Origin of the sequence: Streptomyces sp. NPDC048420, assembly GCF_040651535.1 — a bacterium.
Taxonomy (GTDB): Bacteria; Actinomycetota; Actinomycetes; order Streptomycetales; family Streptomycetaceae; genus Streptomyces.
Window position 1 is genome coordinate 53,538 of sequence record NZ_JBEZKG010000008.1, and the last position, 22,736, is coordinate 76,273.

General features: G+C 69.5%; 17 protein-coding genes. 11 read left to right on the forward strand and 6 right to left on the reverse strand.

From position 1 onward, the window contains the following. Positions 1-75 precede the first annotated feature (75 nt). Positions 76-231, forward strand: a complete 156-nt coding sequence (locus AB0D34_RS15665; RefSeq protein WP_362661755.1) for a hypothetical protein — start codon at positions 76-78, stop codon at positions 229-231. An 82-nt stretch (positions 232-313) separates the two neighbouring features. On the opposite strand, the gene AB0D34_RS15670 is transcribed toward AB0D34_RS15665, so the two are convergent. Next, a complete protein-coding gene (locus AB0D34_RS15670; RefSeq protein WP_362661756.1) occupies positions 314-754 on the reverse strand; it encodes a VOC family protein in 441 nt (146 codons plus the stop codon). Between the two features lie 40 nt (positions 755-794). Then, positions 795-1,304 (reverse strand): pyridoxamine 5'-phosphate oxidase family protein, encoded by a 510-nt coding sequence (locus tag AB0D34_RS15675; RefSeq protein ID WP_362661758.1) that lies wholly within the window; start codon positions 1,302-1,304, stop codon positions 795-797. Between the two features lie 407 nt (positions 1,305-1,711). On the opposite strand from AB0D34_RS15675, the gene AB0D34_RS15680 reads away from it, so the two are divergent. Together AB0D34_RS15680 and AB0D34_RS15685 are read left to right on the forward strand one after the other, a co-directional pair. Then, positions 1,712-1,984, forward strand: coding sequence for a hypothetical protein (locus AB0D34_RS15680; protein WP_362661760.1), 273 nt, complete (start codon positions 1,712-1,714; stop codon positions 1,982-1,984). 125 nt (positions 1,985-2,109) lie between these two features. Continuing rightward, positions 2,110-5,094, forward strand: coding sequence for a bifunctional [glutamine synthetase] adenylyltransferase/[glutamine synthetase]-adenylyl-L-tyrosine phosphorylase (locus AB0D34_RS15685; RefSeq protein WP_362661762.1), 2,985 nt, complete (start codon positions 2,110-2,112; stop codon positions 5,092-5,094). Here AB0D34_RS15685 and AB0D34_RS15690 read toward each other — a convergent pair. Then, the gene (locus AB0D34_RS15690) at positions 5,085-6,020 is read right to left on the reverse strand and encodes a DMT family transporter (protein WP_362661764.1); all 936 of its coding nucleotides are present in this window, start codon (positions 6,018-6,020) and stop codon (positions 5,085-5,087) included. The two genes, AB0D34_RS15685 and AB0D34_RS15690, sit on opposite strands and share 10 nt — an antisense overlap. A 72-nt stretch (positions 6,021-6,092) precedes the next feature. On the opposite strand from AB0D34_RS15690, the gene AB0D34_RS15695 reads away from it, so the two are divergent. Next, positions 6,093-6,974 (forward strand): LysR family transcriptional regulator, encoded by an 882-nt coding sequence (locus tag AB0D34_RS15695; RefSeq protein ID WP_362661766.1) that lies wholly within the window; start codon positions 6,093-6,095, stop codon positions 6,972-6,974. A gap of 144 nt (positions 6,975-7,118) precedes the next feature. Here the strand turns inward: AB0D34_RS15695 and AB0D34_RS15700 are convergent, their stop codons facing one another. Together AB0D34_RS15700 and AB0D34_RS15705 are read right to left on the reverse strand one after the other, a co-directional pair. Then, positions 7,119-7,979 carry a phosphatase PAP2 family protein gene (locus AB0D34_RS15700; protein ID WP_362661768.1) on the reverse strand — a complete coding sequence of 287 codons (861 nt, stop codon included), beginning with the start codon at positions 7,977-7,979 and terminating at the stop codon, positions 7,119-7,121. A 165-nt stretch (positions 7,980-8,144) separates the two neighbouring features. Then, complete coding sequence (locus AB0D34_RS15705; RefSeq protein WP_362661770.1) at positions 8,145-9,179, reverse strand: LacI family DNA-binding transcriptional regulator; 1,035 nt, start codon at positions 9,177-9,179, stop codon at positions 8,145-8,147. Positions 9,180-9,544: 365 nt separating this feature from the next. On the opposite strand from AB0D34_RS15705, the gene AB0D34_RS15710 reads away from it, so the two are divergent. The 6 genes from AB0D34_RS15710 to AB0D34_RS15735 all read left to right on the forward strand — a co-directional run bounded on the left by AB0D34_RS15710 (position 9,545) and on the right by AB0D34_RS15735 (position 16,819). Then, positions 9,545-10,813, forward strand: a complete 1,269-nt coding sequence (locus AB0D34_RS15710) for an extracellular solute-binding protein (protein ID WP_362661772.1) — start codon at positions 9,545-9,547, stop codon at positions 10,811-10,813. Positions 10,814-10,917: 104 nt separating this feature from the next. Beyond that, positions 10,918-11,922 carry a sugar ABC transporter permease gene (locus AB0D34_RS15715; RefSeq protein WP_362661774.1) on the forward strand — a complete coding sequence of 335 codons (1,005 nt, stop codon included), beginning with the start codon at positions 10,918-10,920 and terminating at the stop codon, positions 11,920-11,922. Positions 11,923-11,935: 13 nt separating this feature from the next. Next, positions 11,936-12,844, forward strand: coding sequence for an ABC transporter permease subunit (locus AB0D34_RS15720; protein WP_362661776.1), 909 nt, complete (start codon positions 11,936-11,938; stop codon positions 12,842-12,844). A gap of 116 nt (positions 12,845-12,960) precedes the next feature. Then, complete coding sequence (locus AB0D34_RS15725; RefSeq protein ID WP_362661778.1) at positions 12,961-14,622, forward strand: glycoside hydrolase family 13 protein; 1,662 nt, start codon at positions 12,961-12,963, stop codon at positions 14,620-14,622. Positions 14,623-14,751: 129 nt separating this feature from the next. Continuing rightward, positions 14,752-15,318: a dihydrofolate reductase family protein gene (locus tag AB0D34_RS15730; protein ID WP_362661780.1), complete on the forward strand. Its 567-nt coding sequence runs from the start codon at positions 14,752-14,754 to the stop codon at positions 15,316-15,318. A gap of 109 nt (positions 15,319-15,427) precedes the next feature. After that, positions 15,428-16,819 (forward strand): alpha-amylase family protein, encoded by a 1,392-nt coding sequence (locus tag AB0D34_RS15735; RefSeq protein ID WP_362661782.1) that lies wholly within the window; start codon positions 15,428-15,430, stop codon positions 16,817-16,819. A 7-nt stretch (positions 16,820-16,826) separates the two neighbouring features. Here the strand turns inward: AB0D34_RS15735 and AB0D34_RS15740 are convergent, their stop codons facing one another. After that, positions 16,827-17,150 carry a hypothetical protein gene (locus AB0D34_RS15740; protein ID WP_362661784.1) on the reverse strand — a complete coding sequence of 108 codons (324 nt, stop codon included), beginning with the start codon at positions 17,148-17,150 and terminating at the stop codon, positions 16,827-16,829. A 176-nt stretch (positions 17,151-17,326) separates the two neighbouring features. Between AB0D34_RS15740 and pulA the strand changes: the two genes are divergently transcribed. Further along, complete coding sequence (pulA, locus tag AB0D34_RS15745) at positions 17,327-22,723, forward strand: pullulanase-type alpha-1,6-glucosidase (protein WP_362661786.1); 5,397 nt, start codon at positions 17,327-17,329, stop codon at positions 22,721-22,723. Positions 22,724-22,736 lie beyond the last annotated feature (13 nt).

The following is a 22,736-nucleotide window of genomic DNA, read 5'->3' on the forward strand; positions in this document are numbered from 1 at the left end:
GTACTGGCGAGGCGGATCGCCACGGCGCTGGGCGCCGGTGCCGCCGTCTGCGCACTGAGCCTGGGTGGCGCGAGTGTGGCCGACGCCAAGATCAAGCCGGTCGACACCCAGTGCACCAACAACGGAGGCCAACAGCCCGGCGGTCAACAGCCGAGCTGCACCGGCAACGGGCTCACCCAGGAAACCGAGAACCAGAACCCGGCGGGCCACGCACCGCCAGGACACAACTGAACGGGCCCGCGGTCCGCGGGCACGGACACCAGGACACGATCGCCGCGGCGCCGAGGAGCCGCGGCTTTCCCGTGCCGCCCCGCTACCCCTGCTGCCCGGCCTGGTCCGCCAGGACCTGGTGCAGCGGCTCGGTCTCCCGGCGCTTGTACTCCTGGATCGCCCAGCCGTTGCCGTCCGGGTCCTTGAAGTACATGAAGGTGGCGCCGTCCTGCGGGGCGAACTGGACCGGCTCACTGACGTCCAGGCCACGGGAGGTGAGTTCCTCGTACGCCGCCTTCGCGTCCGTCACACACAGCTGCATGCCGTGGTACGTGCCGGGCTGCGGAGCACCGGTCGGGACCTGGAGGCCGTCCACCAGGGCGATGGAACAGCCCGAGCCGGGCGGGGTCAGCTGGCAGATGCGGACGCCCTCCATCACCTCGCCGTCCAGATCCACATGGAAACCGACTTTGTCGCGGTAGAACTCCTTGGCCCGGTCCACGTCCGTGACCGGCAGCAGGATCACTTCGAGACTCATGTCCATGGCGTGACTCCCTCGTCGACGTCAGTACATTCGGCCGTCCTCAGAAGCGCCAGCGCGTCTGGCTGAACGGCTGTCCCTTACCGAAGCCGAAAACCGTGCGCGGCGCCACCGCATAGACGACCGCGTGTCCCGGGCCGTGGTGGAAATAGCCCTCCCGTACCTCGAAGCGCCAGAAGTCGCCGTACTTCGCCTCCCACGCGGCGGCCAGCTCCCGCAGCCGTGTGTCGTCGGACACCCGCACCGCCTCGCCCTCCACCACCAGGTCGTAGCCCTTGTCCCAGATGTTGGTGCCGGTCGTCAGCGTGACGTGCGGGTTGTGCGCGAGGTTCTTCGCCTTGCGCTCCTGCGGGCCGGTACAGAAGTGCAGCGCGCCATGGGACCACACCCCGGGCAGCGGCGTGACGTGCGGGCGCCCGTCCGGTCGTACCGTCGAGATCCAGAACAGTTCGGCGGCGGCCAGCAACGACTCGGCGTCGGCCCAGGAGTGCGCCGTCGCGTCGGGGTCGCTGTAGCGCGGGTCGAGGTGGGTCTCGGGTTCCTTCTCGGTCATCACAGAGCCTCCGGCTCGGGGAACACCCGGGCCACCGCGGCGGTCCGGCTCGACACCCCCAGTCTGCCGAAGGGGTTCGCCAGATGCTCGGTTCTCGGTGGGCCCCCTCGGTGACATCCAGGTCACCGGCGCGTCCCGTACGGCGCTCACCCCGGCCGGGGACCGCGCGGTGACCGCGGGGCGCGCGCGACGCCGTGGGGCTGCTGCCGCCCCGGACGACACCGCGATCGAGAGCGCGTACCTCGCCGACACGGGGGACTGGGCGCTGGCCGAGCTCGAAGGTCACCCGGTGCAGTGGCTGCGCCACGACACCATCCGCGTCGACGCCACGAAGGCCGGGCCCCGCCGCACGCACCCACCTCAGCCCGCCGCCCGACGACCAGGCGTGCGCGGGCCTCGACCCCGCGGTGAACCGGTACGTCGTCCTCCCCGAGGTCGCGACGGGCGCCGCCGTCCCCGACGTACTCGCACGGCTGCGCGAGCGGTGTCTCGACGTCCAGTACGCCTCCGTGCCCGGAGGTGCGGCCTGGGGCACCGTCCGGTGGATCGAGATCCCGGTCGCCGGCCACGCGGCGCCGGTGGCCGAGCTGCCACCCACCGATGATCCCGGCCGGGGCGACCCCGACCGGGCGACACCATCCTCGCGCACCCGTCCCGGGGGCCGACGAGGGGCATGGTGATCCGCCGAACCGCACCCACGAGACCCGCCGCCCGACGGAAAACCACCCATCCGCGCCCCGGCGCTCATCCCCAGCTCTCCGGTTACGCTCAATCGACACGACCTTGATCGGACAGGAGGCCGGGGATGACGTCGGCGCCGGGGCGCAGGAGCAGTACCTTCACGCGGCTGCTGCGGCACGGTTTCACCGATCCGTCGGCCGCCGAGCGGCTGCTGGAGAGCGCGGAGCTGAGCGCCGTACGCAATGACCCGGTGCTCCTCGAGGCACTCGGCGCGACCGCCGACCCCGATCTCGCGCTGCTCGGTCTCGTACGGCTCCTGGAAGCCCAGCCCGACCGGGAGCTGCTCGACACGGTGATAGCGGCGAAGCCGTTGCGCGACCGGCTGCTCGGGGTGCTCGGCGCGTCCGAGGCGCTGGCCGAACACCTCGTCCGGCATCCCCGCGACTGGCACGCGCTCGTCACCTACGAGCCGCGCGACCTCCACCCCGGGGTCGAGGAGTTCGAGCGCGGGCTCGCCGAGGCCACCGACCCGGTCTCCCTGCGGGTCGCCTACCGCCGCTGTCTGCTGTCCATCGCCGCCCGTGACGTGTGCGGCACCACCGACCTGGCCGAGACCGCCGCCGAACTCGCCGACCTCGCCACCGCGACCCTGCGCGCGGCGCTCGCCATAGCGCGGACGGCCGCCCCCGAGGACGCCGCGCTGTGCCGGCTCGCGGTCATCGCGATGGGCAAGTGCGGGGGCCATGAGCTGAACTACGTCTCCGACGTGGACGTGATCTTCGTCGGGGAGGCCGTCGACGGGGCCGACGAGGGCAAGGCCCTGCGTGCCGCCACCAAGCTCGCCTCGCACATGATGCGGGTGTGCTCCGAGACGACCGTCGAGGGGTCCATCTGGCCGGTGGACGCCAACCTGCGGCCCGAGGGGCGCAACGGCCCGCTCGTCCGCTCCCTCTCCAGCCACCTCGCCTACTACCAGCGCTGGGCCAAGACCTGGGAGTTCCAGGCCCTCCTCAAGGCCCGCCCGGTCGCCGGTGACCTCGAACTCGGCGAGAGTTACGTCGACGCGCTCGAACCCCTCGTCTGGAAGGCCGCCGAGCGCGAGAACTTCGTCACCGACGTGCAGAAGATGCGCCGGAGGGTCGTCGAGAACATTCCCGTCGCCGAGCTCGACCGACAGCTCAAGCTCGGCCCCGGCGGCCTGCGGGACGTCGAATTCGCCGTACAGCTCCTGCAGTTGGTGCACGGCCGCGAGGACGGCTCGCTGCGCAGCGGCACCACGCTCAACGCCCTGCAGGCCCTCGCCGCCGGCGGCTACGTCGGCCGCGCCGATGCCGCCCAGCTCGACGACGCCTACCGCTTCCTGCGCTCGATGGAGCACCGCATCCAGCTCTACCGGCTGCGCCGCACCCACCTGGTCCCCGAGGACGAGGCCGACCTGCGCCGCCTCGGCCGCTCGCTCGGTCTGCGCACCGACCCGGTGACCGAGCTGAACCGCGAGTGGAAACGGCACGCCTCCGTCGTACGACGACTGCACGAGAAGATCTTCTACCGGCCGCTGCTGGACGCCGTGGCCCAACTCGGGCCGGGAGAGGCCCGGTTGAGCGCCGGTGCGGCCCGCGAACGGCTCGTCGCGCTCGGGTACGCCGACCCGGCCTCCGCCCTGCGCCACCTGGAGGCCCTCGCGTCCGGCGTCACCCGCAAGGCCGCCATCCAGCGAACTCTCCTTCCCGTGCTGCTGGGTTGGTTCGCCGAGTCCGCCGACCCGGACGCGGGGCTGCTCAACTTCCGCAAGGTGTCGGACGCGTTGGGCAAGACCCCCTGGTATCTGCGACTGCTGAGGGACGAGGGCGCCGCCGCCGAGAACCTCGCCCGGGTCCTGTCCGCCGGGCGCCTCGCCCCCGATCTGCTGTTGCGCGCCCCGGAAGCGGTGGCGCTCCTCGGGGACGGCGACGGCGGCGGCCTCGACCCGCGGGGCCGGGCCGGTCTCGAACAGGAGATCCTCGCCGCGGTCGGCCGCGCCGACGGGGCCGTACAGGCGGTCACGGCGGCCCGCGGGGTGCGCCGCCGCGAGCTCTTCCGTACGGCCGCCGCGGACATCGTCGGCTCCTACGGCACCGAGACCCAGCCCGCCGAACCGGACCAGGGCGTCCTGATGGACCGGGTCGGCGACGCCGTGTCCGACCTGACGGCCGCGACCCTCGCCGGCACCCTGCGCGCGGTCGTCCGGGACGGCTGGGGCGACACCCTGCCGACCCGGTTCGCGGTCATCGCCATGGGCCGCTTCGGCGGTCACGAACTCGGCTACGGCTCCGACGCGGACGTCCTGTTCGTGCACGAGCCGCGCGAGGGCGTCGAGGAACGGGAGGCCTCGGACGCGGCCAACAAGGTCGTCTCCGAGATGCGCCGCCTTCTTCAGATCCCCAGCGCCGACCCACCGCTGCTCATCGACGCCGACCTCCGTCCTGAGGGCAAGTCCGGGCCGCTGGTACGGACGTTGACCTCGTACGAGGCCTACTACCGCCGCTGGTCGCTGGTCTGGGAGGCACAGGCGCTGCTGCGGGCCGAACCAGTCGCCGGGGACGAGGAGTTGGGCCGCCGATTCGTCGAGCTGATCGACCCGCTGCGGTACCCGGCGGCGGGGCTAGGGGATGACGCCGTACGCGAGATCCGGCGGCTGAAGGCGCGCATGGAGTCCGAGCGGTTGCCTCGCGGGGCCGACCCCAAGCTGCACACCAAGCTCGGCCCCGGGGGGCTGTCGGACGTCGAGTGGACGGTACAGCTGCTGCAGATGCGGCACGGGGCGGGTGAGCCGGGGCTGCGGACCACGCGTACGCGGGCCGCGCTTGCCGCCGCGCAGGGGGCCGGGTTCATCTCGGCGGAGGATGCCGCGATTCTCGACGGGGCATGGGTGTTGGCCACGCGGGTGCGTAATGCCGTGATGCTGGTGCGGGGGCGGGCGGGGGACACGTTTCCGTCCGAGGCGCGTGAACTGGCCTCGGTGGGGCGGTACCTGGGGTATGAGGCGGGGCATGTGGGGGACATGCTGGATGACTATCGGCGGACTGCTCGGCGGGCTCGGGGGGTGGTGGAGCAGTTGTTCTACACGTAGTTCTTCGGCCGCGACGCCATCGTGGTTGCTCGCGCCCCGCGGCGGAGCCGCAAATCGACACGGCCCCGCGCCCCTGACTGGGTCAGCGCGACCCCTGCCAAGACGATCCCCATGCCCATCAGCACCCGCAACCCCACCCGCTCGTCCAGCAGTACCGCGCCCAGTGTCACCGACACGACCGGCAGCAGATAGCCGACCGTCGCCGCCGTCGTCGGGCCCTCGTCCGCGATCAGGCGGTAGTTGAGGTAGAACGTCACCCCCGTGCCCAGGATCCCCAGGGCCGTCACCGCCCCCAGCGCGGTGAGGTCGGCGTCCACCGGGCCCGCGACCGGTACCGACAGGGTCGTCCAGGCCGTCGCCATGAGGAGTTGGGCGGCGGAGTACGCCAACGGGGCCTGCCCGGAGGTCAGTTTGCGGGCCATGTACGCGAAGGCCACGGCGTAGCTCGCGGCGGCGGCCAGGAGGGACAGGGCGCCCCAGGTCAGCAGGCCCGAGCGGTGCCAGGGGGCGAAGATCAGGACGGTGCCGGCGAAGCCGAGGAGCAGGCCGGCCAGGCGTACGGGACGCAGACCGCGGTCGGTGCCGAGCAGGACGCCGATCAGCAGGGACCACAGCGGGGTGGTCGCGTTGAGGACGCCCGCGACGCCGGAGTCGACGGTCTGCTCGCCCACCGCGAACAGGGCGAAGGGGACGGCGTTGCAGAACAGCGCCGCCACGATCAGGTGACCCCAGGTGGCGCGGGAGCGGGGCAGCCGCTGACCGGCGGCGCGGGCCAGGAGCAACAGTACGGCGGTGCCCAGCGCGCAGCGCGCGATCGTGATCTGGGCGGGGGAGAGGCCATGGTCGAGGGCCAGCTTGATCCAGAGGAAGCCGGAGCCCCAGAGAAGCGCGAGGACGGCCATGCGGAGGGTGGATGCGGGGGACATGGCTTCTACGGTCCCGGGCCGGAAGCTTCAGGACAAGTGAAAGATTCTGGAGTCATCGTTAAGCTGGAGTGCATGCTTGATGTGCGACGGATGCAGATGCTCGCGGCCGTGGTGAGCGCCGGTTCGGTGACCGCGGCGGCGGCCCGGCTCGGTTACACGCCCTCCGCGGTCAGCCAGCAGGTGGCGGCGCTGGAGAAGGAGGCCAGGACCGAGCTCCTCGAACGGGTCGGGAGGGGCGTGCGGCCCACGGCCGCCGGGCTGTTGCTCACGGAGTACGCGGACGCGATCGGCCGCCAGGTCGCCGAGGCGGAGACCGCCCTGGGGGACCTCCTCGCGGGCCGCACCGGCCGGCTCTCGGTGCGCTACTTCGCCACCGCGGGGGCCCGTCTGGTCGCCCCGGCGGTGGCCCGGCTGCGGGCCGAACAGCCGGGCGTACGGATCGAGTTGAAGCTGACCGGACCCGACCCGCTGCCGGACGTACGGGAGGGGCGGGCGGACCTGGCGCTGGTCGTCGGACCGGGCGACCACGAAGGCGTACGGCTGCTGCACCTGCTGGACGATCCCTACCTGGCCGTGCTGCCGAAGGACCACCCGCTGGCGACCCACGGCACCCTCCGCCTGACCGACCTGGCCGACGAACCCTGGGTCGGCAGCGAGTGGCCGGGCCCCTGTCTCGACGCCCAGCTCAGCGCCTGCGCCACGGCCGGTTTCCAGCCTCGCTTCGTCGTCGACAGCGAGGACTATGCCACGGCACAGGGCTTCGTGGCGGCGGGACTCGGGGTCACCCTGATTCCGCGGCTGGGCCTGGGCGGACGGCACCCCGACGTCGTCGTACGACCGCTGAAGAGCCCGGAACCGACCCGCGCGATCCTCGCGGCCGTACGGGAGACGGCGCTGCCGCAACCGGCCCTGGAGACGTTCGTGGAGGCGCTGCGGGACGCTGCCGCGGGCTAGGCGGGGCGGTCCGGTGGATCAGGCCCGCGTGGCGGGAGAGCCGCATCGCGCCGCACCCCCCCGCAGGGCCGTGGAGACGCCGACGGCCGGGGACGGCGCTCAGGCGGGACATCGCTCCGGTCTGATTCGCCGGACGGAGCCCGGCTAGGCCCTGGCCCTCGGCAGCCTGCCCCCGTCCGGGGCCGGGACCACCTTCGGAAGCGAGTACGGCAGCGCGCCGTACCAGACGCGGGCCACCGTGAAGCCGAACAGGAGGCACAGGATGCCGCCCACCGCGTCGAGCCAGAAGTGGTTGGCGGTGGAGACGATGACCAGGAGCGTCGCCGTCGGGTAGAGCAGGCCGAGGACGCGGACCCACGGCACCGACGCCAGCGCGAAGATCGTCAGGCCGCACCACAGGGACCAGCCGATGTGCATGGACGGCATCGCGGCGTACTGGTTGGACATGTGCTTGAGGTCGCCGGAGGCCATCGAACCCCAGGTCTGGTGGACCATGACCGTGTCGACGAAGTTCCCGCCGTTCATCAGCCGCGGGGGCGCCAGGGGATACAGGTAGTAACCGACCAGTGCCACGCCCGTGGTCGCGAACAGCACCAGGCGCGTCGCCGCGTAACGGCCGGGATGGCTGCGGTAGAGCCAGACCAGGACGCTCAGCGTCACGATGAAGTGCAGCGTCGCGTAGTAGTAGTTCATCCCGACGATGAGCCAAGTCACCGAGTTGACCGCGTGGTTGACGGACTCCTCCACCGCGATGCCGAGATGGTGCTCCATCCGCCAGATCCAGTCCGCGTTGCGCAGCGCCTCCGTCTTCTGCTCCGGCACCGCGTTGCGGATCAGGGAGTACGTCCAGTAACTCACCGCGATCAGCAGGATCTCGAACCACAGGCGCGGGCGGCGCGGGGTACGGAGGCGGCGAAGGAGACCGGGCCGGTCCGGAGCCGTGAGAAAGTCCGGAGCAGCCGCGTTCTCGCGGTCGTCCAGCCTGGTCACGGTCGAGTCACCCATAGACACAAAGTCTGCCAGAAGCGCCTTACCCACCGATCATCCCCCGGTCGGGTTCGGGTCGCATGTCCTACGGCGGGAAGACTGTCCCGTTCTCCTCCCCGCGCACTGCATCCGGCCCGGTCTCTCCGCCCTGCGGACGAGTACGGCCCTCAGGGGCCGACACCTCTACGGACGTGCGCGATCCCCAGGAGCCGAAGCCGTCGACCCCCGCACCACCAGCTCCGGCATGAACACGAACTCGCTGTGCGGTGCGGGCGTTCCGCCGATCTCCTCCAGCAAGGTCCGCACGGCCGCCTGGCCCATGGCAGGCACCGGCTTGCGGATCGTCGTCAGCGGCGGGTCGGTGAAGGCGATCAGCGGGGAGTCGTCGAAGCCCACCACCGAGACGTCCCGCGGCACTTCCAGACCCCGCTGCCGGGCCGCGCGTATCGCGCCCAGCGCCATCATGTCGCTCGCGCACACCACCGCCGTGCAGTCACGGTCGATCAGGGCCGTCGCGGCCGCCTGACCGCCCTCCAGGGTGTAGAGCGAGTGCTGGACGAGGTCCGCCTCGACGGTCGCCGCGGCCAGACCGAGCTGGTCCTGCATGGTGCGCACGAAGCCCTCGATCTTGCGCTGCACCGGCACGAAGCGCTTAGGGCCGAGGGCCAGGCCGATCCGGGTGTGCCCCAGCGACACCAGGTGCGTCACCGCGAGGGCCATCGCCGCGCGGTCGTCGGGTGAGATGAACGGTGCCTGCACCTTCGGCGAGAAACCGTCCACGAGCACGAACGGCACGCCCTGTGCCCGCAGCTGCTCGTAGCGCTGCATGTCCGCGGAGGTGTCCGCGTGCAGTCCCGAGACGAAGATGATGCCCGCAACCCCCCGGTCGACGAGCATCTCGGTGAGCTCGTCCTCCGTGGAACCGCCCGGGGTCTGGGTGGCGAGTACCGGGGTGTAGCCCTGCCGGGTCAGCGCCTGGCCGATGACCTGGGCCAGGGCCGGGAATATGGGGTTCTCCAGCTCCGGGGTGATCAGGCCGACCAGTCCCTCGCTGCGCTGCCGCAGCCGGACCGGGCGCTCGTAGCCCAGCACGTCGAGTGCGGCGAGCACGGTCTGGCGGGTGGTGGCGGCGACGCCTGGCTTCCCGTTGAGGACGCGGCTGACGGTCGCTTCGCTGACCCCCGCCTGGGCAGCGATGTCGGCAAGCCGTGTGGTCACGGCACCGGACTGTACCGGCCGTATCGTCATCGCGGTCCCTCTGTTCTGGTCGGTTCCCCTTGTCCCGCAAGGGGATGATTCCCGTGCGGCCCCGGGATGGCAAGAGCTTGCAGAGTCTTGCACAGGCGCCCCCACGCTGCTCCAGCCCTGCTCCGGCCCTGCTCCGGCCCTGCTCCATGCCTGTGAACAAGCGTCTCACGACGGTCGCCGACAGGTCACGCCCGGATAACTTCAGAGGGGTCTTGCAGTTTTTTGCTGCAAGGTCTTTCGTGAGGCTTGCATCGCTGTTACGTTCGGCCACGCCCGGCGGAGACGGGGAACGGGACCCCCTCCGCACCCCGGGCTTTCACCCTCAAGGAGAACTCATGCGGCGTGGCATAGCGGCCACCGCGCTGGTGGCGTCCTTCGCCCTCGCGGCGACGGCCTGCGGCGGAAGCGACAGCGGCGACAAGGCCGACGGTCCGGTCACCATCACCTGGTGGGACACCTCCAACGCCACCAATGAGGCGCCGACGTACAAGGCCCTGATCAAGGACTTCGAGGCCGCCAACAAGGACATCAAGGTCAAGTACGTCAACGTTCCGTTCGACCAGGCGCAGAACAAGTTCGACACGGCCGCCGGTGCCTCCGGCGCCCCCGACGTGCTGCGCTCCGACGTCGGCTGGACCCCGGCCTTTGCCAAGAAGGGCTACTTCCTGCCCCTCGACGGCACCGAGGCCCTCTCCGACGTGAGCAAGTTCCAGCCGAACCTGATCGAGCAGGCCAAGTACGACGGCAAGACCTACGGTGTCCCGTTCGTCACCGACACCCTCGCCCTGGTCTACAACAAGGAACTCTTCACGAAGGCCGGCGTCGAGGCCCCCAAGACCTGGGACGACCTGAAGAAGGCCGCCGCCACCATCAAGGACAAGACCGGCGTCGACGGTTACTGGGGCTCCACCGCGGCCTACTACGCCCAGCCGTTCCTCTTCGGCGAGGGCACCGACACCGTCGACGTGGCCGCCAAGAAGATCACGGTGAACTCGGCCGCCGCCAAGAAGGGCTACGGCACCTGGCTGAGCCTCTTCTCCGGCAAGGGCCTGCACAAGGCCGACACCACCGCCGACGCCTACGCCCACATCCAGGACGCGTTCGTCAACGGCAAGGTCGCCGCGATCATCCAGGGCCCCTGGGAGATCACGAACTTCTACAAGGGCTCCGCGTTCACGGACAAGTCCAACCTCGGCATCGCCACCGTCCCGGCCGGCTCCACCGGCAAGGCGGGCGCCCCGACCGGCGGCCACAACCTCTCGATCTACGCCGGCTCGGACTCCGCGCACCAGAAGGCGGCCGAGAAGTTCGTGGGCTTCATGACCTCCGCGAAGTCCCAGACGCAGATCGCGCTGAAGAACTCCACGCTGCCCACTCGCGACGACGCCTACACCGCCGAGGTCAAGGCCGACCCGGGCATCGCCGGCTACCAGACGGTCCTCGCCAGTGCCCAGCCGCGTCCGGCGCTCCCCGAGTACAGCTCCCTGCTGACCCCGCTGGACACCGAGCTGAACTCCATCGCCGGCGGCAAGGAGTCCCTGGACAAGGGCCTGGGCAACGCCGAGACCGCCATCGCCAAGCTGGTGCCGGACTTCAGCAAGTGAGCCCGCGTGGCCGCCGGATCTCCCGATCATGGGGGGAGAGATCCGGCGGCCACCGGCCTGCGCCCGACTCGTGAACCGCAGAACCCAGTGAAGGTTGTCGAACCATGACAGTCGCCATCGACCGCGCGACCGGCAAGCGACGCGGTGACCGCGAACCCCGGCCCGGACTCGGCCGGCGCCTGAAGCACGGCTACCAACGCCACTGGTACGCCTACGCGATGATCGCCCCGGTGGCGATCGTCCTCGGCGTCCTCGTGCTCTACCCCCTGGTCTACGGCGTCTATCTCACCCTCACCGACGCCAACAGCCTCAACACCGCCCGTACGATCGGCGTCAACCACATCGACGCCACCTACAAGTTCATCGGCTTCGACAACTACGCCGACATCCTCTGGGGCGACACGGCCTACGACCGCTTCTGGTCGCACTTCATCTGGACGATCGTCTGGACCGCCCTGTGCGTGACCCTCCACTACTGCATCGGCCTCGGCCTCGCGCTGCTGCTCAACCAGAAACTGCGCGGCCGCACGCTGTACCGACTGATCCTCGTGCTCCCCTGGGCCGTACCGACCTTCGTCACCGTCTTCGGCTGGCGGTTCATGCTCGCCGACGGCGGCATCATCAACACCGCGCTGGACGGGCTGCACCTGCCCTCGCCGTCGTGGCTGGAGGACACCTTCTGGCAGCGGTTCGCCGCGATCATGGTCAACACCTGGTGCGGAGTGCCGTTCATGATGGTCTCCCTGCTCGGCGGACTCCAGTCCATCGACACCTCGCTGTACGAGGCCGCCGAGATGGACGGCGCGAGCGCCTGGCAGCGCTTCCGGTACGTCACCCTCCCGGGCCTGCGATCGGTGAGCTCCACCGTCGTACTTCTCGGCATCATCTGGACGTTCAACCAGTTCGCCGTCATCTTCCTGCTGTTCGGCAACACCGCGCCGGACGCGCAGATCCTCGTGACCTGGGCCTACCACCTCGGCTTCGGACAGCAGCCGCGTGACTTCGCGCAGTCGGCGGCGTACGGCATCCTGCTGCTGGCCATCCTGATCGTCTTCACCTCCTTCTACCGCCGCTGGCTGAACCGCAATGACCAGCAGCTCGCGATCTGAGGCAGGAGCTCCCATGAGTACGACCGCTGTCGAGACCCCGGCCGCAGCGACCGAGGCCCCTTCCTCGCGAGCACCCCGCCGGATCCGCCGCCGCGGTGAGCAGAGCCTCGCCGGCTCCCTCGCCTCGCACGGCCTCCTGATCGTCGCGAGCCTGATCGCGCTGTTCCCGATCCTCTGGCTGCTCTTCCTGTCCCTCGGCCCGGACAAGGACGACTACCTCCATCCGGGCGGCATCTGGAAGAAGATGACGTTCGACAACTACTCGTTCGTCCTCCAGCACACGGAGTTCTTCGACTGGCTGAAGAGCTCGATGATCGTCTCGCTCGGGACCGCCTTCATCGGTGTGCTGATCGCCGCGACCACCGGGTACGCCGTCTCCCGGATGCGCTTTCCGGGCTACCGGAAGTTCATGTGGGTGCTCCTGGTCACGCAGATGTTCCCGGTAGCCGTACTCATGGTGCCGATGTACCAGATGCTGTCGGACCTCCAGCTCATCGACAGCTACCTTGGACTCGTCCTCGTCTACTGCACGACCACGGTCCCGTACTGCGCGTGGCTGATGAAGGGCTACTTCGACACCATCCCGTTCGAGATCGACGAGGCCGGACGCGTCGACGGGCTGACCCCCTTCGGCACGTTCGCACGGCTGATCCTGCCGCTCGCCAAGCCGGGGCTCGCGGTCGCCGCGTTCTACAGCTTCCTCACGGCGTTCGGTGAGGTCGCGTTCGCTTCCACGTTCATGCTGTCCGACACGAAGTACACGTTCGCGGTGGGACTGCAAAGCTTTGTGAGTGAGCACGATGCGCAGCGGAACCTGATGGCAGCGACTGCCGTGCTGATCGCGATACCGGCGTCGGCGTTCTTCTACCTGGTGCAGAAGAACCTTGTCACCGGTCTCACTGCCGGTGGCACGAAGGGCTAGCCCGCCGGAAAAAGACCCGAGGCGGCCGTAGTGGCCATCCGACCCCGCTGTCACCGCGGCCGCCTCGCACCACTTCCTGAAACCGACCGATGACTTCTTTACGTACCAAGGACGCCATGAGCCAGCAGCACTCCGCCCTCGCCCCGGCCCCCCACCCCGCCGAAGCCAAGCGCAGCGACTGGTGGCGGGACGCGGTGATCTACCAGGTCTATCCGCGCAGCTTCGCCGACAGCAACGGTGACGGAATGGGCGACCTGGAGGGCATCCGCACCCGACTGCCGTACCTGCGCGACCTCGGCGTGGACGCCGTGTGGCTGAGCCCCTTCTACGCCTCGCCACAGGCCGACGCCGGCTACGACGTGGCCGACTACCGGGCCGTGGACCCGATGTTCGGCAACCTCCTGGACGCCGACGCCCTGATCCGGGACGCCCGCGAGCTGGGGCTCAGGATCATCGTCGACCTGGTGCCCAACCACTCCTCCGACCAGCACGAGTGGTTCAAGCGGGCGGTCGCCGAGGGGCCCGGATCGCCGCTGCGGGACCGCTACCACTTCCGCCCCGGCAAGGGTGTGAACGGCGAACTCCCGCCCAACGACTGGGAGTCGATCTTCGGCGGCCCCGCGTGGACGCGCGTCGCGGACGGCGAGTGGTACCTGCACCTCTTCGCCCCCGAGCAGCCCGACTTCAACTGGGACCACCCGGCCGTCGGCGACGAGTTCCGCTCCATCCTGCGCTTCTGGCTGGACATGGGGGTCGACGGCTTCCGCATCGACGTGGCACACGGCCTGGTGAAGGCGGAGGGCCTGCCCGACCTGGGATCCCACGACCAGGTGAAGCTGCTGGGCAACGATGTCATGCCGTTCTTCGACCAGGACGGCGTCCACGACATCTACCGCCAGTGGCGGCTGATCCTCGACGAGTACTCCGGCGAGCGCATCTTCGTCGCCGAGGCGTGGACCCCGACCGTCGAGCGCACGGCGAACTACGTCCGGCCCGACGAACTCCACCAGGCCTTCAACTTCCAGTACCTGAGCACCGCCTGGGACGCCGAGGAACTGCGCGGGGTCATCGACCGCACCCTGGAGGCGATGCGCCCGGTCGGCGCCCCGGCCACCTGGGTGCTCTCCAACCACGACGTCACCCGCCACGCCACCCGCTTCGCCAACCCGCCCGGCCTCGGCACCCAGATCCGCGAGGCGGGGGACAGGGAGCTGGGCCTGCGACGCGCCCGCGCCGCCACGCTGCTCATGCTGGCGCTGCCGGGATCGGCGTACGTCTACCAGGGCGAGGAACTCGGCCTCCCGGACGTCGTCGACCTCGCCGACGAGGTCCGCCAGGACCCCGCCTACTTCCGGGGCGCGGGCCAGGACGGCTTCCGTGACGGCTGCCGGGTGCCGATCCCGTGGACGCGCGAGGGATCGTCGTACGGCTTCGGCGCGGGCGGCAGCTGGCTGCCCCAGCCGTCGGAGTGGGCGGACCTGAGCGTGGAGGCGCAGACCGGAGACCCGTCCTCCACCCTTGAGCTCTACCGCACGGCCCTGGCCGTCCGCCGGGCCCAGCCCGACCTGGGCGCCGGCGACGCGGTGGAGTGGCTGCGGGCACCCGAGGGCGTACTCGCCTTCCGGCGCGGGGAGTTCGTCTGTGTGGCGAACACCGGCGGTGAGTCGGTGACCACTCCGGCGTACGGCCGTCTGCTCCTCGCGAGCGGAGAGGTGGCCGAGGTCGACGGCGACGCGAAGGTGCCGGCCGACACGACCGTGTGGTGGACGACGGCCTGAGCGCATACGGGGATCACCGGGCTCCCGCGGGGGCCCGGTGATTTTCTGTCGGGCGTGTCGATCGGCGGGACCCTCGATCGACGCTTGGGTGGAAGGGCGAACAGCGCCCGACACCTCAGGGAGAGAACCATGCAGATCCGTGCCCGCATCAGCATGAGTGCCGACGGCTATGTGACCACCCCGAACGGCTGGCCCGCGCTGACCGCCGACCCCGCGTTCGTCTCCGGCCAGAGCCACGGCATCCGGGAGTTCCTGGCGGACTGCGAGGCCGCTCTCATGGGCCGTACGACCTTCGAGCCCGCGCTCACCAACAGCCGCTGGCCCTGGCCGGACCTCGACGTCTTCGTCCTCGGCTCGCACCGCCCGGAGGGCACCCCGGACCACGTCACCACCGACAGCGACCCGGTCCGGCTCCTCGAGAAGCTCCGCGCGGCCAACCGGGGCGGCGACGTCCACCTCATCGGCGGCCCCCGCACGATCGGCACCTTCCACGCCCTGGGCGCACTGGACCGCCTCGAACTGGTCGTCCTGCCCCTGCTGTTCGGCGGCGGCACCCAGCTGACCCCCGCCCTCAGCGCGGAGACCGGCCTGACCTTCCTGAGCCAACGGGCCCTGCCCGGAGGGTCGGTGGAGATCGTCTACTCCTGCCGGGGGAGCCGCGACGCCCTTCCGGGCAAGCCCGCCAGCCAAGTGTGAAAGTTCTTGCCGTTGCTTTCACGACTCTTGCTGTAAACATTTCGTCAGCGGTACGTTCTCGCCGGCGCCAGGCAAAGACGCCTGGCCGTCCGGCAAGGAGAACCCCCACGTGATATCGAGATGGTCCGCAAGAGCCACCGCCACCGCCGCGGCCACGGTGTTCGCCGCCTCGGCCGCCGTCCTCACCCCCACCGCCGCCCAGGCCTCCCCGCCCGGCACCAAGGACGTCACCGCCGTCCTCTTCGAGTGGAACTTCGCCTCCGTCGCCAAGGAGTGCACCACCACCCTCGGCCCCGCCGGATACGGCTACGTCCAGGTCTCCCCGCCCGCCGAGCACATCCAGGGCTCGCAGTGGTGGACCTCGTACCAGCCCGTCAGCTACAGGATCGCGGGCCGGCTCGGGGACCGTACGGCCTTCCGGAACATGGTGAACACCTGCCACGCGGCCGGAGTGAAGGTCGTCGTCGACACCGTCGTCAACCACATGTCGGCGGGCAGCGGCACCGGCACGGGCGGGTCGTCGTACACGAAGTACAACTACCCCGGGCTGTACTCGTCGTACGACTTCGACGACTGCACCTCCCAGGTCACCAACTACCAGGACCGCTGGAACGTCCAGCACTGCGAGCTGGTCGGCCTGGCCGACCTCGACACCGGTGAGCCGTACGTCCGCGGCGCGATCGCCGGGTACATGAACGACCTGCTCACCCTCGGCGTCGACGGCTTCCGCATCGACGCGGCCAAGCACATCGACACCGCCGACCTCGCCAACATCAAGTCCCGGCTGAGCAACCCGTCGGTCTACTGGAAGCAGGAGGTCATCTACGGCAGCGGAGAGGCCGTCCAGCCCACCGAGTACACGGGCAACGGCGATGTGCAGGAGTTCCGTTACGCCTACGACCTCAAGCGCGTCTTCAACAACGAGAACCTCGCCTACCTGAAGAACTACGGCGAGGGCTGGGGCTATATCAGCAGCTCGGTCGCGGGCGTCTTCGTCGACAACCACGACACCGAGCGCAACGGCAGCACCTTGAACTACAAGGACGGCGCCAACTACACCCTCGCCAACGTCTTCATGCTCGCCTACCCGTACGGCGCCCCGGACATCAACTCCGGCTACGAATGGTCCGACACGGACGCCGGGCCGCCCGACAACGGCTCCGTGACCGCCTGTTGGCAGGACGGCTGGAAGTGCCAGCACGCCTGGCCCGAGATCCTCCGCATGGTCGCCTTCCGCAACGCGACCCGCGGCGAGTCGGTCACCGACTGGTGGGACAACGGCGGCGACGCGATCGCCTTCGGGCGGGGCGCCAAGGGGTACGTCGCCGTCAACCACGAGTCGAGCAGCCTGAGTCGGACCTACCAGACCTCACTGCCCGCCGGCACGTACTGCAACGTGCAGAACAACACGAGCGTGACGGTGAACGCCGGCGGCCAGTTCACGGCCACGCTCGGGTCCAACACGGCGCTGGCGATCTACGCGGGCAAGTCGAGCTGCTGAGCGGTTGTCACGGCTGAGCCGGCCGGCGCAGGGGTGGCTGTCCGAGGACCTCGATGTACACGATCCGGCCGGCCACGACGTCGAGGATCAGATCGCCCGACGAGGGCAGCAGCGGTACGCAACGATGGTCCGGGCCGTACGGCTGCCCGTCCGGATGATCCGCCGTCCGGATGCTCTGGCAGTAGTCGTCCCCGCAGCCGCACTCGCCCACCATCCGGACATCCCGCACGGTGATGGCCAGGTCGCGTTCCCCTTCCGCTTCCAGGAGGGCGGCCAGTTCGTCGATCAGTTCCGGGAAGACCTCGCGCACGAGGGGAGGTTCCTGTTCCATGCAGGCAAGGTAGCCGCGTGACCGCGCCTGCGGCGACTGGTTATGGGCGATACGCGTCGATCCGGGACTGCAAGTTCTTTCCGACTGTTTCAGGACTCTTGCTGTAAGGCTTACGGCGGCGATACGGTCACGCGGGGTCGGACCCATGTAGAGCCGCAATCGCAAGGAGTCCATCCGTGATATCGAGATGGCCGGTGCCGTCCAGGCGCCGTACCGCTCAGGCCGGACGGGTCGCCGCGGTCACCGTGACCGCGCTGGCCGCAGCGCTCGTCCAGCCCCTCGCAGCCCGGGCGGAGACTCCGCCACCACCGCCTTCCGACGCGAAGCTCGCCGCGGAACCGGCCCGGCACGACGACACCCGTGAGCAGTTCTACTTCGTCCTGCCGGACCGTTTCGCCAACGGCGACACCGCGAACGACGAGGGCGGCCTCACCGGTTCCCGCCTCTCCACCGGTTACGACCCCACCGACAAGGGCTTCTACCAGGGCGGCGACCTCAAGGGCCTCACCAGGAAGCTCGACTACATCAAGGGCCTCGGCACCACCGCCATCTGGATGGCCCCGATCTTCAAGAACAAGCCCGTGCAGGGCACGGGGAGCAACGCCTCCGCGGGCTACCACGGCTACTGGATCACCGACTTCACCCAGGTCGACCCGCACTTCGGCACCAACAAGGACCTGGAGACCCTCATCTCCAAGGCCCACGCCAAGGGCATGAAGGTCTTCTTCGACGTCATCACCAACCACACGGCCGACGTCGTCGACTACGAGGAGAAGTCCTACGACTACCTCTCCAAGGGCGCCTTCCCGTATCTGACCAAGGACGGCGAGCCCTTCGACGACGCGGACCACGCGGCCAAGGGGCACTTCCCCGCGGTGGACGCGGACTCCTTCCCGCGCACGCCCACGGTCACCGACACGGACGCCAGGGTCCCCTCCTGGCTCAACGACCCCACGATGTACCACAACCGCGGCGACTCGACCTACGCCGGTGAGTCGACGACCTACGGCGACTTCTCCGGCCTCGACGACCTGTGGACCGAGCGTCCCGAGGTCGTCTCCGGCATGGAGAAGATCTACCGGCGCTGGGTCCGCGACTTCGACATCGACGGCTTCCGGATCGACACCGTGAAGCACGTCAACATGGAGTTCTGGACCCGGTGGGCCACGGCCCTCGACGCCTACGCGGCCCAGCGGGGCCGGAAGAACTTCTTCATGTTCGGCGAGGTCTACTCCGCCGACACGGCGGTCACCTCGCCGTACGTCACCCAGGGCCGCCTCGACGCCACGCTGGACTTCCCCTTCCAGGAGGCCGCCCGGCAGTACGCCTCCCAGGGCGGCAGCGCGCGGAAGCTCGCCGGCGTCTTCGGCGACGACTACAAGTACACGACCGACAAGGCCAACGCCTACGAGCAGGTCACCTTCCTCGGCAACCACGACATGGGTCGCATCGGGTACTTCCTGAACCAGGACAACCCGAAGGCCACCGACGCCGAACTCCTCGCCAAGGACGAGCTCGCCAACGAGCTGATGTTCCTCAGCCGCGGCAACCCCGTCGTCTACTACGGCGACGAACAGGGCTTCACGGGCGCCGAGGGCGACAAGGACGCCCGCCAGACCATGTTCGCGTCGAAGACCCCCGACTACCTCGACGACGACGAGATCGGCACCGACCGCACCCACGCGAGCGACGCGTACGACACGAGCGCCCCGCTGTACCGGCAGATCACCGAACTCGCGAAGCTCCGCAAGGCCAACCCGGCGCTGACGGACGGCGTCCAGGAGGAGCGGTATGCGGCCGACGGGACCGGGGTCTACGCCTTCTCCCGCACTCAGGGAGGCAACGAGTACGTCGTCGCCTTCAACAACGCCGGCACGGCCAAGTCGGCGTCATTCGCAACCGGTTCGGCGAACATGACCTACCAGGGGATCTACGGCACCGACGCCACGGCCAGGACCGGCGCCGACAAGAAGATCACTGTCACCGTCCCCGCCGGTTCCGCGACAGTCCTCAAGGCGTCCGGCAAGCTCGCCGCGCCCGCCACCAAGCCGACGATCACCCTCAAGGCCCCTGCGGCCGGTGCCACCGGCACGGTCGAGCTCACCGCCGACGTGGACGGCGGACAGCTCAACCGGGTCGTCTTCGCGGCACAGGTCGGAAACGGCAAGTGGCAGACCCTGGGCTCCGCCGACCACGCGCCCTACAAAGTCACACAGGTCATCGACAAGGCCGTACCGGCCACAACCGCCCTGCGCTACAAGGCGGTTGTGATCGACTCGGCCGGCCGCACGGCCAGTGCCACCGCCTCCTCGGAAACCGGCACCCCGCCCACCGAAGAGCCCCCCACCGCCTCCTCCCGCGACTACGCGGTCGTCCACTACAAGCGCGCCGACGGCGACTACGCCGACTGGGGGCTGTACGCCTGGGGCGACCTCGCCGACGGTGAGTCCACCACCTGGCCCGGCAGCCATCCCTTCGTCGGCCGGGACGCGTACGGCGCTTTCGCCTACGTCAAGCTGAAGCCGGGTGCCTCGAACGTCGGCTTCCTCGTCATCGACAAGGACGGTGACAAGGACGTCTCCGCCGACCGCACGATCGACGTCACCCGGACCGGCGAGGTGTGGATCGAACAGGGCAAGGACGCCGTACGCACCGAGAAGCCCGACTACCCGGCGCAGGACAAGACCAAGGCGGTCATCCACTACCACCGCGCAGACGGGAACTACGACGGCTGGGGCCTGCACGTCTGGACGGGTGCCGCGAACCCCACCGACTGGTCGAAGCCGCTGGAACCGGTGAAGACTGACAGCTATGGCGCGGTCTACGAGGTACCGCTCAACAACGGGGCCACGAGCCTCAGTTACATCATCCACAAGGGCGACGAGAAGGACCTGCCCACCGACCAGTCCCTGGACCTCACGGCAGACGGCCACGAGGTGTGGCTCCTGAACGGCCAGGAGAAGTACCTGCTCCCGCAGCCCGCCGGGTCAGCCGCCGCGCTCGACCTGACCACCTCCAAGGCGGTCTGGATCGACCGGAACACGGTCGCCTGGAACGGGTCCGGGGCCGCCGCCTCCACCCAGCTGCTGTACTCCCACAACGGCTCGATCACCGTGAACGGCGGTGCGCTGACCAGCGACGACGAGCGCTGGCTGCGGCTCACCAAGACCGCCCTCACCGACGCCCAGAAGGCGAAGTTCCCGCAGCTGAAGGACTACACGGCCTGGTCCGTGGACCCGCGTGACCGCGACCGGGTACGCCAAGCCCTGAGCGGCCAGGTCGTCGCCTCCCAACGCGCCGCCAACGGCGCCGTGTTGGCGGCGACCGGCGTCCAGATCGCGGGCGTCCTCGACGACCTGTACCCGAAGGCGACGCAGGCCGACCTCGGGCCGACGTTCAGCAAGGGACGCCCGACGCTCGCCGTCTGGGCGCCGACCGCGCAGTCCGTGAAACTCGAACTCGACGGCTCCATGGTCGCCATGACCCGCGACGCCACCACCGGCGTCTGGTCCGTCACCGGCCCGGGGTCCTGGAAGGGCAAGCCCTATCGGTACGTCGTCAAGGTCTGGGCTCCCAGCGTCGGCAAGGTGGTCACCAACAAGGTCACCGATCCCTACTCGGTCGCCCTCACCACCGACTCCGAGCGCAGTCTCGTCGTCGACCTGAACGACAGGTCCCTCGCCCCGAGCGGCTGGTCGGCGTACACCAAGCCCAAGGCCGTCCCCCTCAAGGACGCCGAGATCCAGGAGCTGCACATCCGGGACTTCTCGGTGGCGGACAAGACCGTGCCCGCGAAGGACCAGGGCACCTACCTCGCCTTCACCGACAAGAACAGCGACGGCTCGAAGCACCTGCGACAGCTCGCGAAGTCGGGCACGAGCCATGTGCACCTGCTGCCCGCATTCGACATCGCCACCATCCCGGAGAAGAAGACCGACCAAACGACTCCGGACTGCGATCTCACCTCCTACCCGGCCGACTCCGACCAGCAGCAGGAGTGCGTAGCCAAGACCGCCGCCAAGGACGCCTACAACTGGGGCTACGACCCCTACCACTACACGGTCCCCGAGGGCTCGTACGCGACCGACCCGGACGGCACCGGCCGTACGGTCGAGTTCCGCAGGATGGTCAAGTCCCTCAACGAGGACGGTCTGAGGGTCGTCATGGACGTGGTCTACAACCACACGGCGGCCAGTGGACAGGCGTCCACGAGCGTGCTCGACCGGATCGTGCCGGGCTACTACCAGCGGCTCCTCGCCGACGGTTCGGTCGCCAACAGCACCTGCTGTGCCAACACCGCCACCGAGAACGCCATGATGGGCAAGCTGGTCGTCGACTCGATCGTCACCTGGGCCCGGGAGTACAAGGTCGACGGGTTCCGCTTCGACCTCATGGGCCACCACCCCAAGGCCAACATCCTGGCCGTCCGCAAGGCCCTCGACGCACTGACCCTCAAGAAGGACGGCGTCGACGGCAGGAAGATCATCCTCTACGGCGAGGGCTGGAACTTCGGCGAGGTCGCCGACGACGCCCGCTTCGTGCAGGCCACGCAGAAGAACATGGCCGGCACCGGGATCGCGACCTTCTCCGACCGCGCCCGTGACGCCGTACGCGGCGGCGGCCCCTTCGACGAGGACCCCCGCGTCCAGGGCTTCGCGTCCGGGCTGTACACCGACCCCAACACATCGACGGCCAACGGGACGCCCGAGGAGCAGAAGGCCCGCCTCCTGCACTACCAGGACCTCATCAAGGTGGGCCTGTCCGGCAACCTCAGGCAGTTCACCTTCACCGACACCGACGGCAAGCAGGTCACCGGTGCCCAGGTCGACTACAACGGTCAGCCCGCCGGATACGCCGACGCCCCCGGTGACGCCCTCGCCTACGCCGACGCGCACGACAACGAGTCACTGTTCGACGCGCTGACGTACAAGCTGCCCACGAGCACCAGCGCGTCCGACCGGGCCAGGATGCAGGTACTCGCCATGGCCACGGCCGCCCTCTCGCAGGGCCCGTCGCTCTCCCAGGCGGGCACCGACCTGCTGCGCTCCAAGTCCCTGGACCGCAACTCCTACGACAGCGGCGACTGGTTCAACGCCATCCACTGGGACTGCCGGGACGGCAACGGCTTCGGCCGCGGACTGCCCATGGCGGCCGACAACGCGTCCAAGTGGCCGTACGCCAAGCCGCTGTTGGGCTCGGTGAAGGTCGGTTGCGCGCAGATCGAGGGGGCCTCGGCCGCGTACCAGGACCTGTTGAGGATCCGTACGACGGAGAAGACCTTCTCGCTCGGCACGGCGGACCGGGTGCAGTCGCGGCTGTCCTTCCCGCTGTCCGGGAAGGACGAGACGCCCGGGGTGATCACGATGGAACTCGGCGACCTGGTCGTCGTGTTCAACGCGACGCCGAAGGCTCAGGACCAGCGGATCAGTGCCCTTGCCGGAAGCACCTACCGGCTGCATCCCGTGCAGGTGGCAGGGGCGGACTCTACCGTCAAGAGGGCGTCCTACGAGAAGAAAACGGGCACCTTCGCTGTTCCGGGGAGGTCCGTGGCCGTATTCATCCGCCATCCTTAGGCGAACGCATAAC

What these genes read in the sequence shown, in the direction of transcription:
- AB0D34_RS15670 (WP_362661756.1), bottom strand. Translation starts at nt 754, where the DNA reads ATGGACATGAGTCTCGAAGTGATCCTGCTGCCGGTCACGGACGTGGAC.
- AB0D34_RS15675 (WP_362661758.1), bottom strand. Translation starts at nt 1,304, where the DNA reads ATGACCGAGAAGGAACCCGAGACCCACCTCGACCCGCGCTACAGCGAC.
- AB0D34_RS15685 (WP_362661762.1), top strand. Translation starts at nt 2,110, where the DNA reads ATGACGTCGGCGCCGGGGCGCAGGAGCAGTACCTTCACGCGGCTGCTG.
- AB0D34_RS15690 (WP_362661764.1), bottom strand. Translation starts at nt 6,020, where the DNA reads ATGTCCCCCGCATCCACCCTCCGCATGGCCGTCCTCGCGCTTCTCTGG.
- AB0D34_RS15695 (WP_362661766.1), top strand. Translation starts at nt 6,093, where the DNA reads ATGCTTGATGTGCGACGGATGCAGATGCTCGCGGCCGTGGTGAGCGCC.
- AB0D34_RS15700 (WP_362661768.1), bottom strand. Translation starts at nt 7,979, where the DNA reads ATGGGTGACTCGACCGTGACCAGGCTGGACGACCGCGAGAACGCGGCT.
- AB0D34_RS15710 (WP_362661772.1), top strand. Translation starts at nt 9,545, where the DNA reads ATGCGGCGTGGCATAGCGGCCACCGCGCTGGTGGCGTCCTTCGCCCTC.
- AB0D34_RS15715 (WP_362661774.1), top strand. Translation starts at nt 10,918, where the DNA reads ATGACAGTCGCCATCGACCGCGCGACCGGCAAGCGACGCGGTGACCGC.
- AB0D34_RS15720 (WP_362661776.1), top strand. Translation starts at nt 11,936, where the DNA reads ATGAGTACGACCGCTGTCGAGACCCCGGCCGCAGCGACCGAGGCCCCT.
- AB0D34_RS15725 (WP_362661778.1), top strand. Translation starts at nt 12,961, where the DNA reads ATGAGCCAGCAGCACTCCGCCCTCGCCCCGGCCCCCCACCCCGCCGAA.
- AB0D34_RS15730 (WP_362661780.1), top strand. Translation starts at nt 14,752, where the DNA reads ATGCAGATCCGTGCCCGCATCAGCATGAGTGCCGACGGCTATGTGACC.
- AB0D34_RS15740 (WP_362661784.1), bottom strand. Translation starts at nt 17,150, where the DNA reads ATGGAACAGGAACCTCCCCTCGTGCGCGAGGTCTTCCCGGAACTGATC.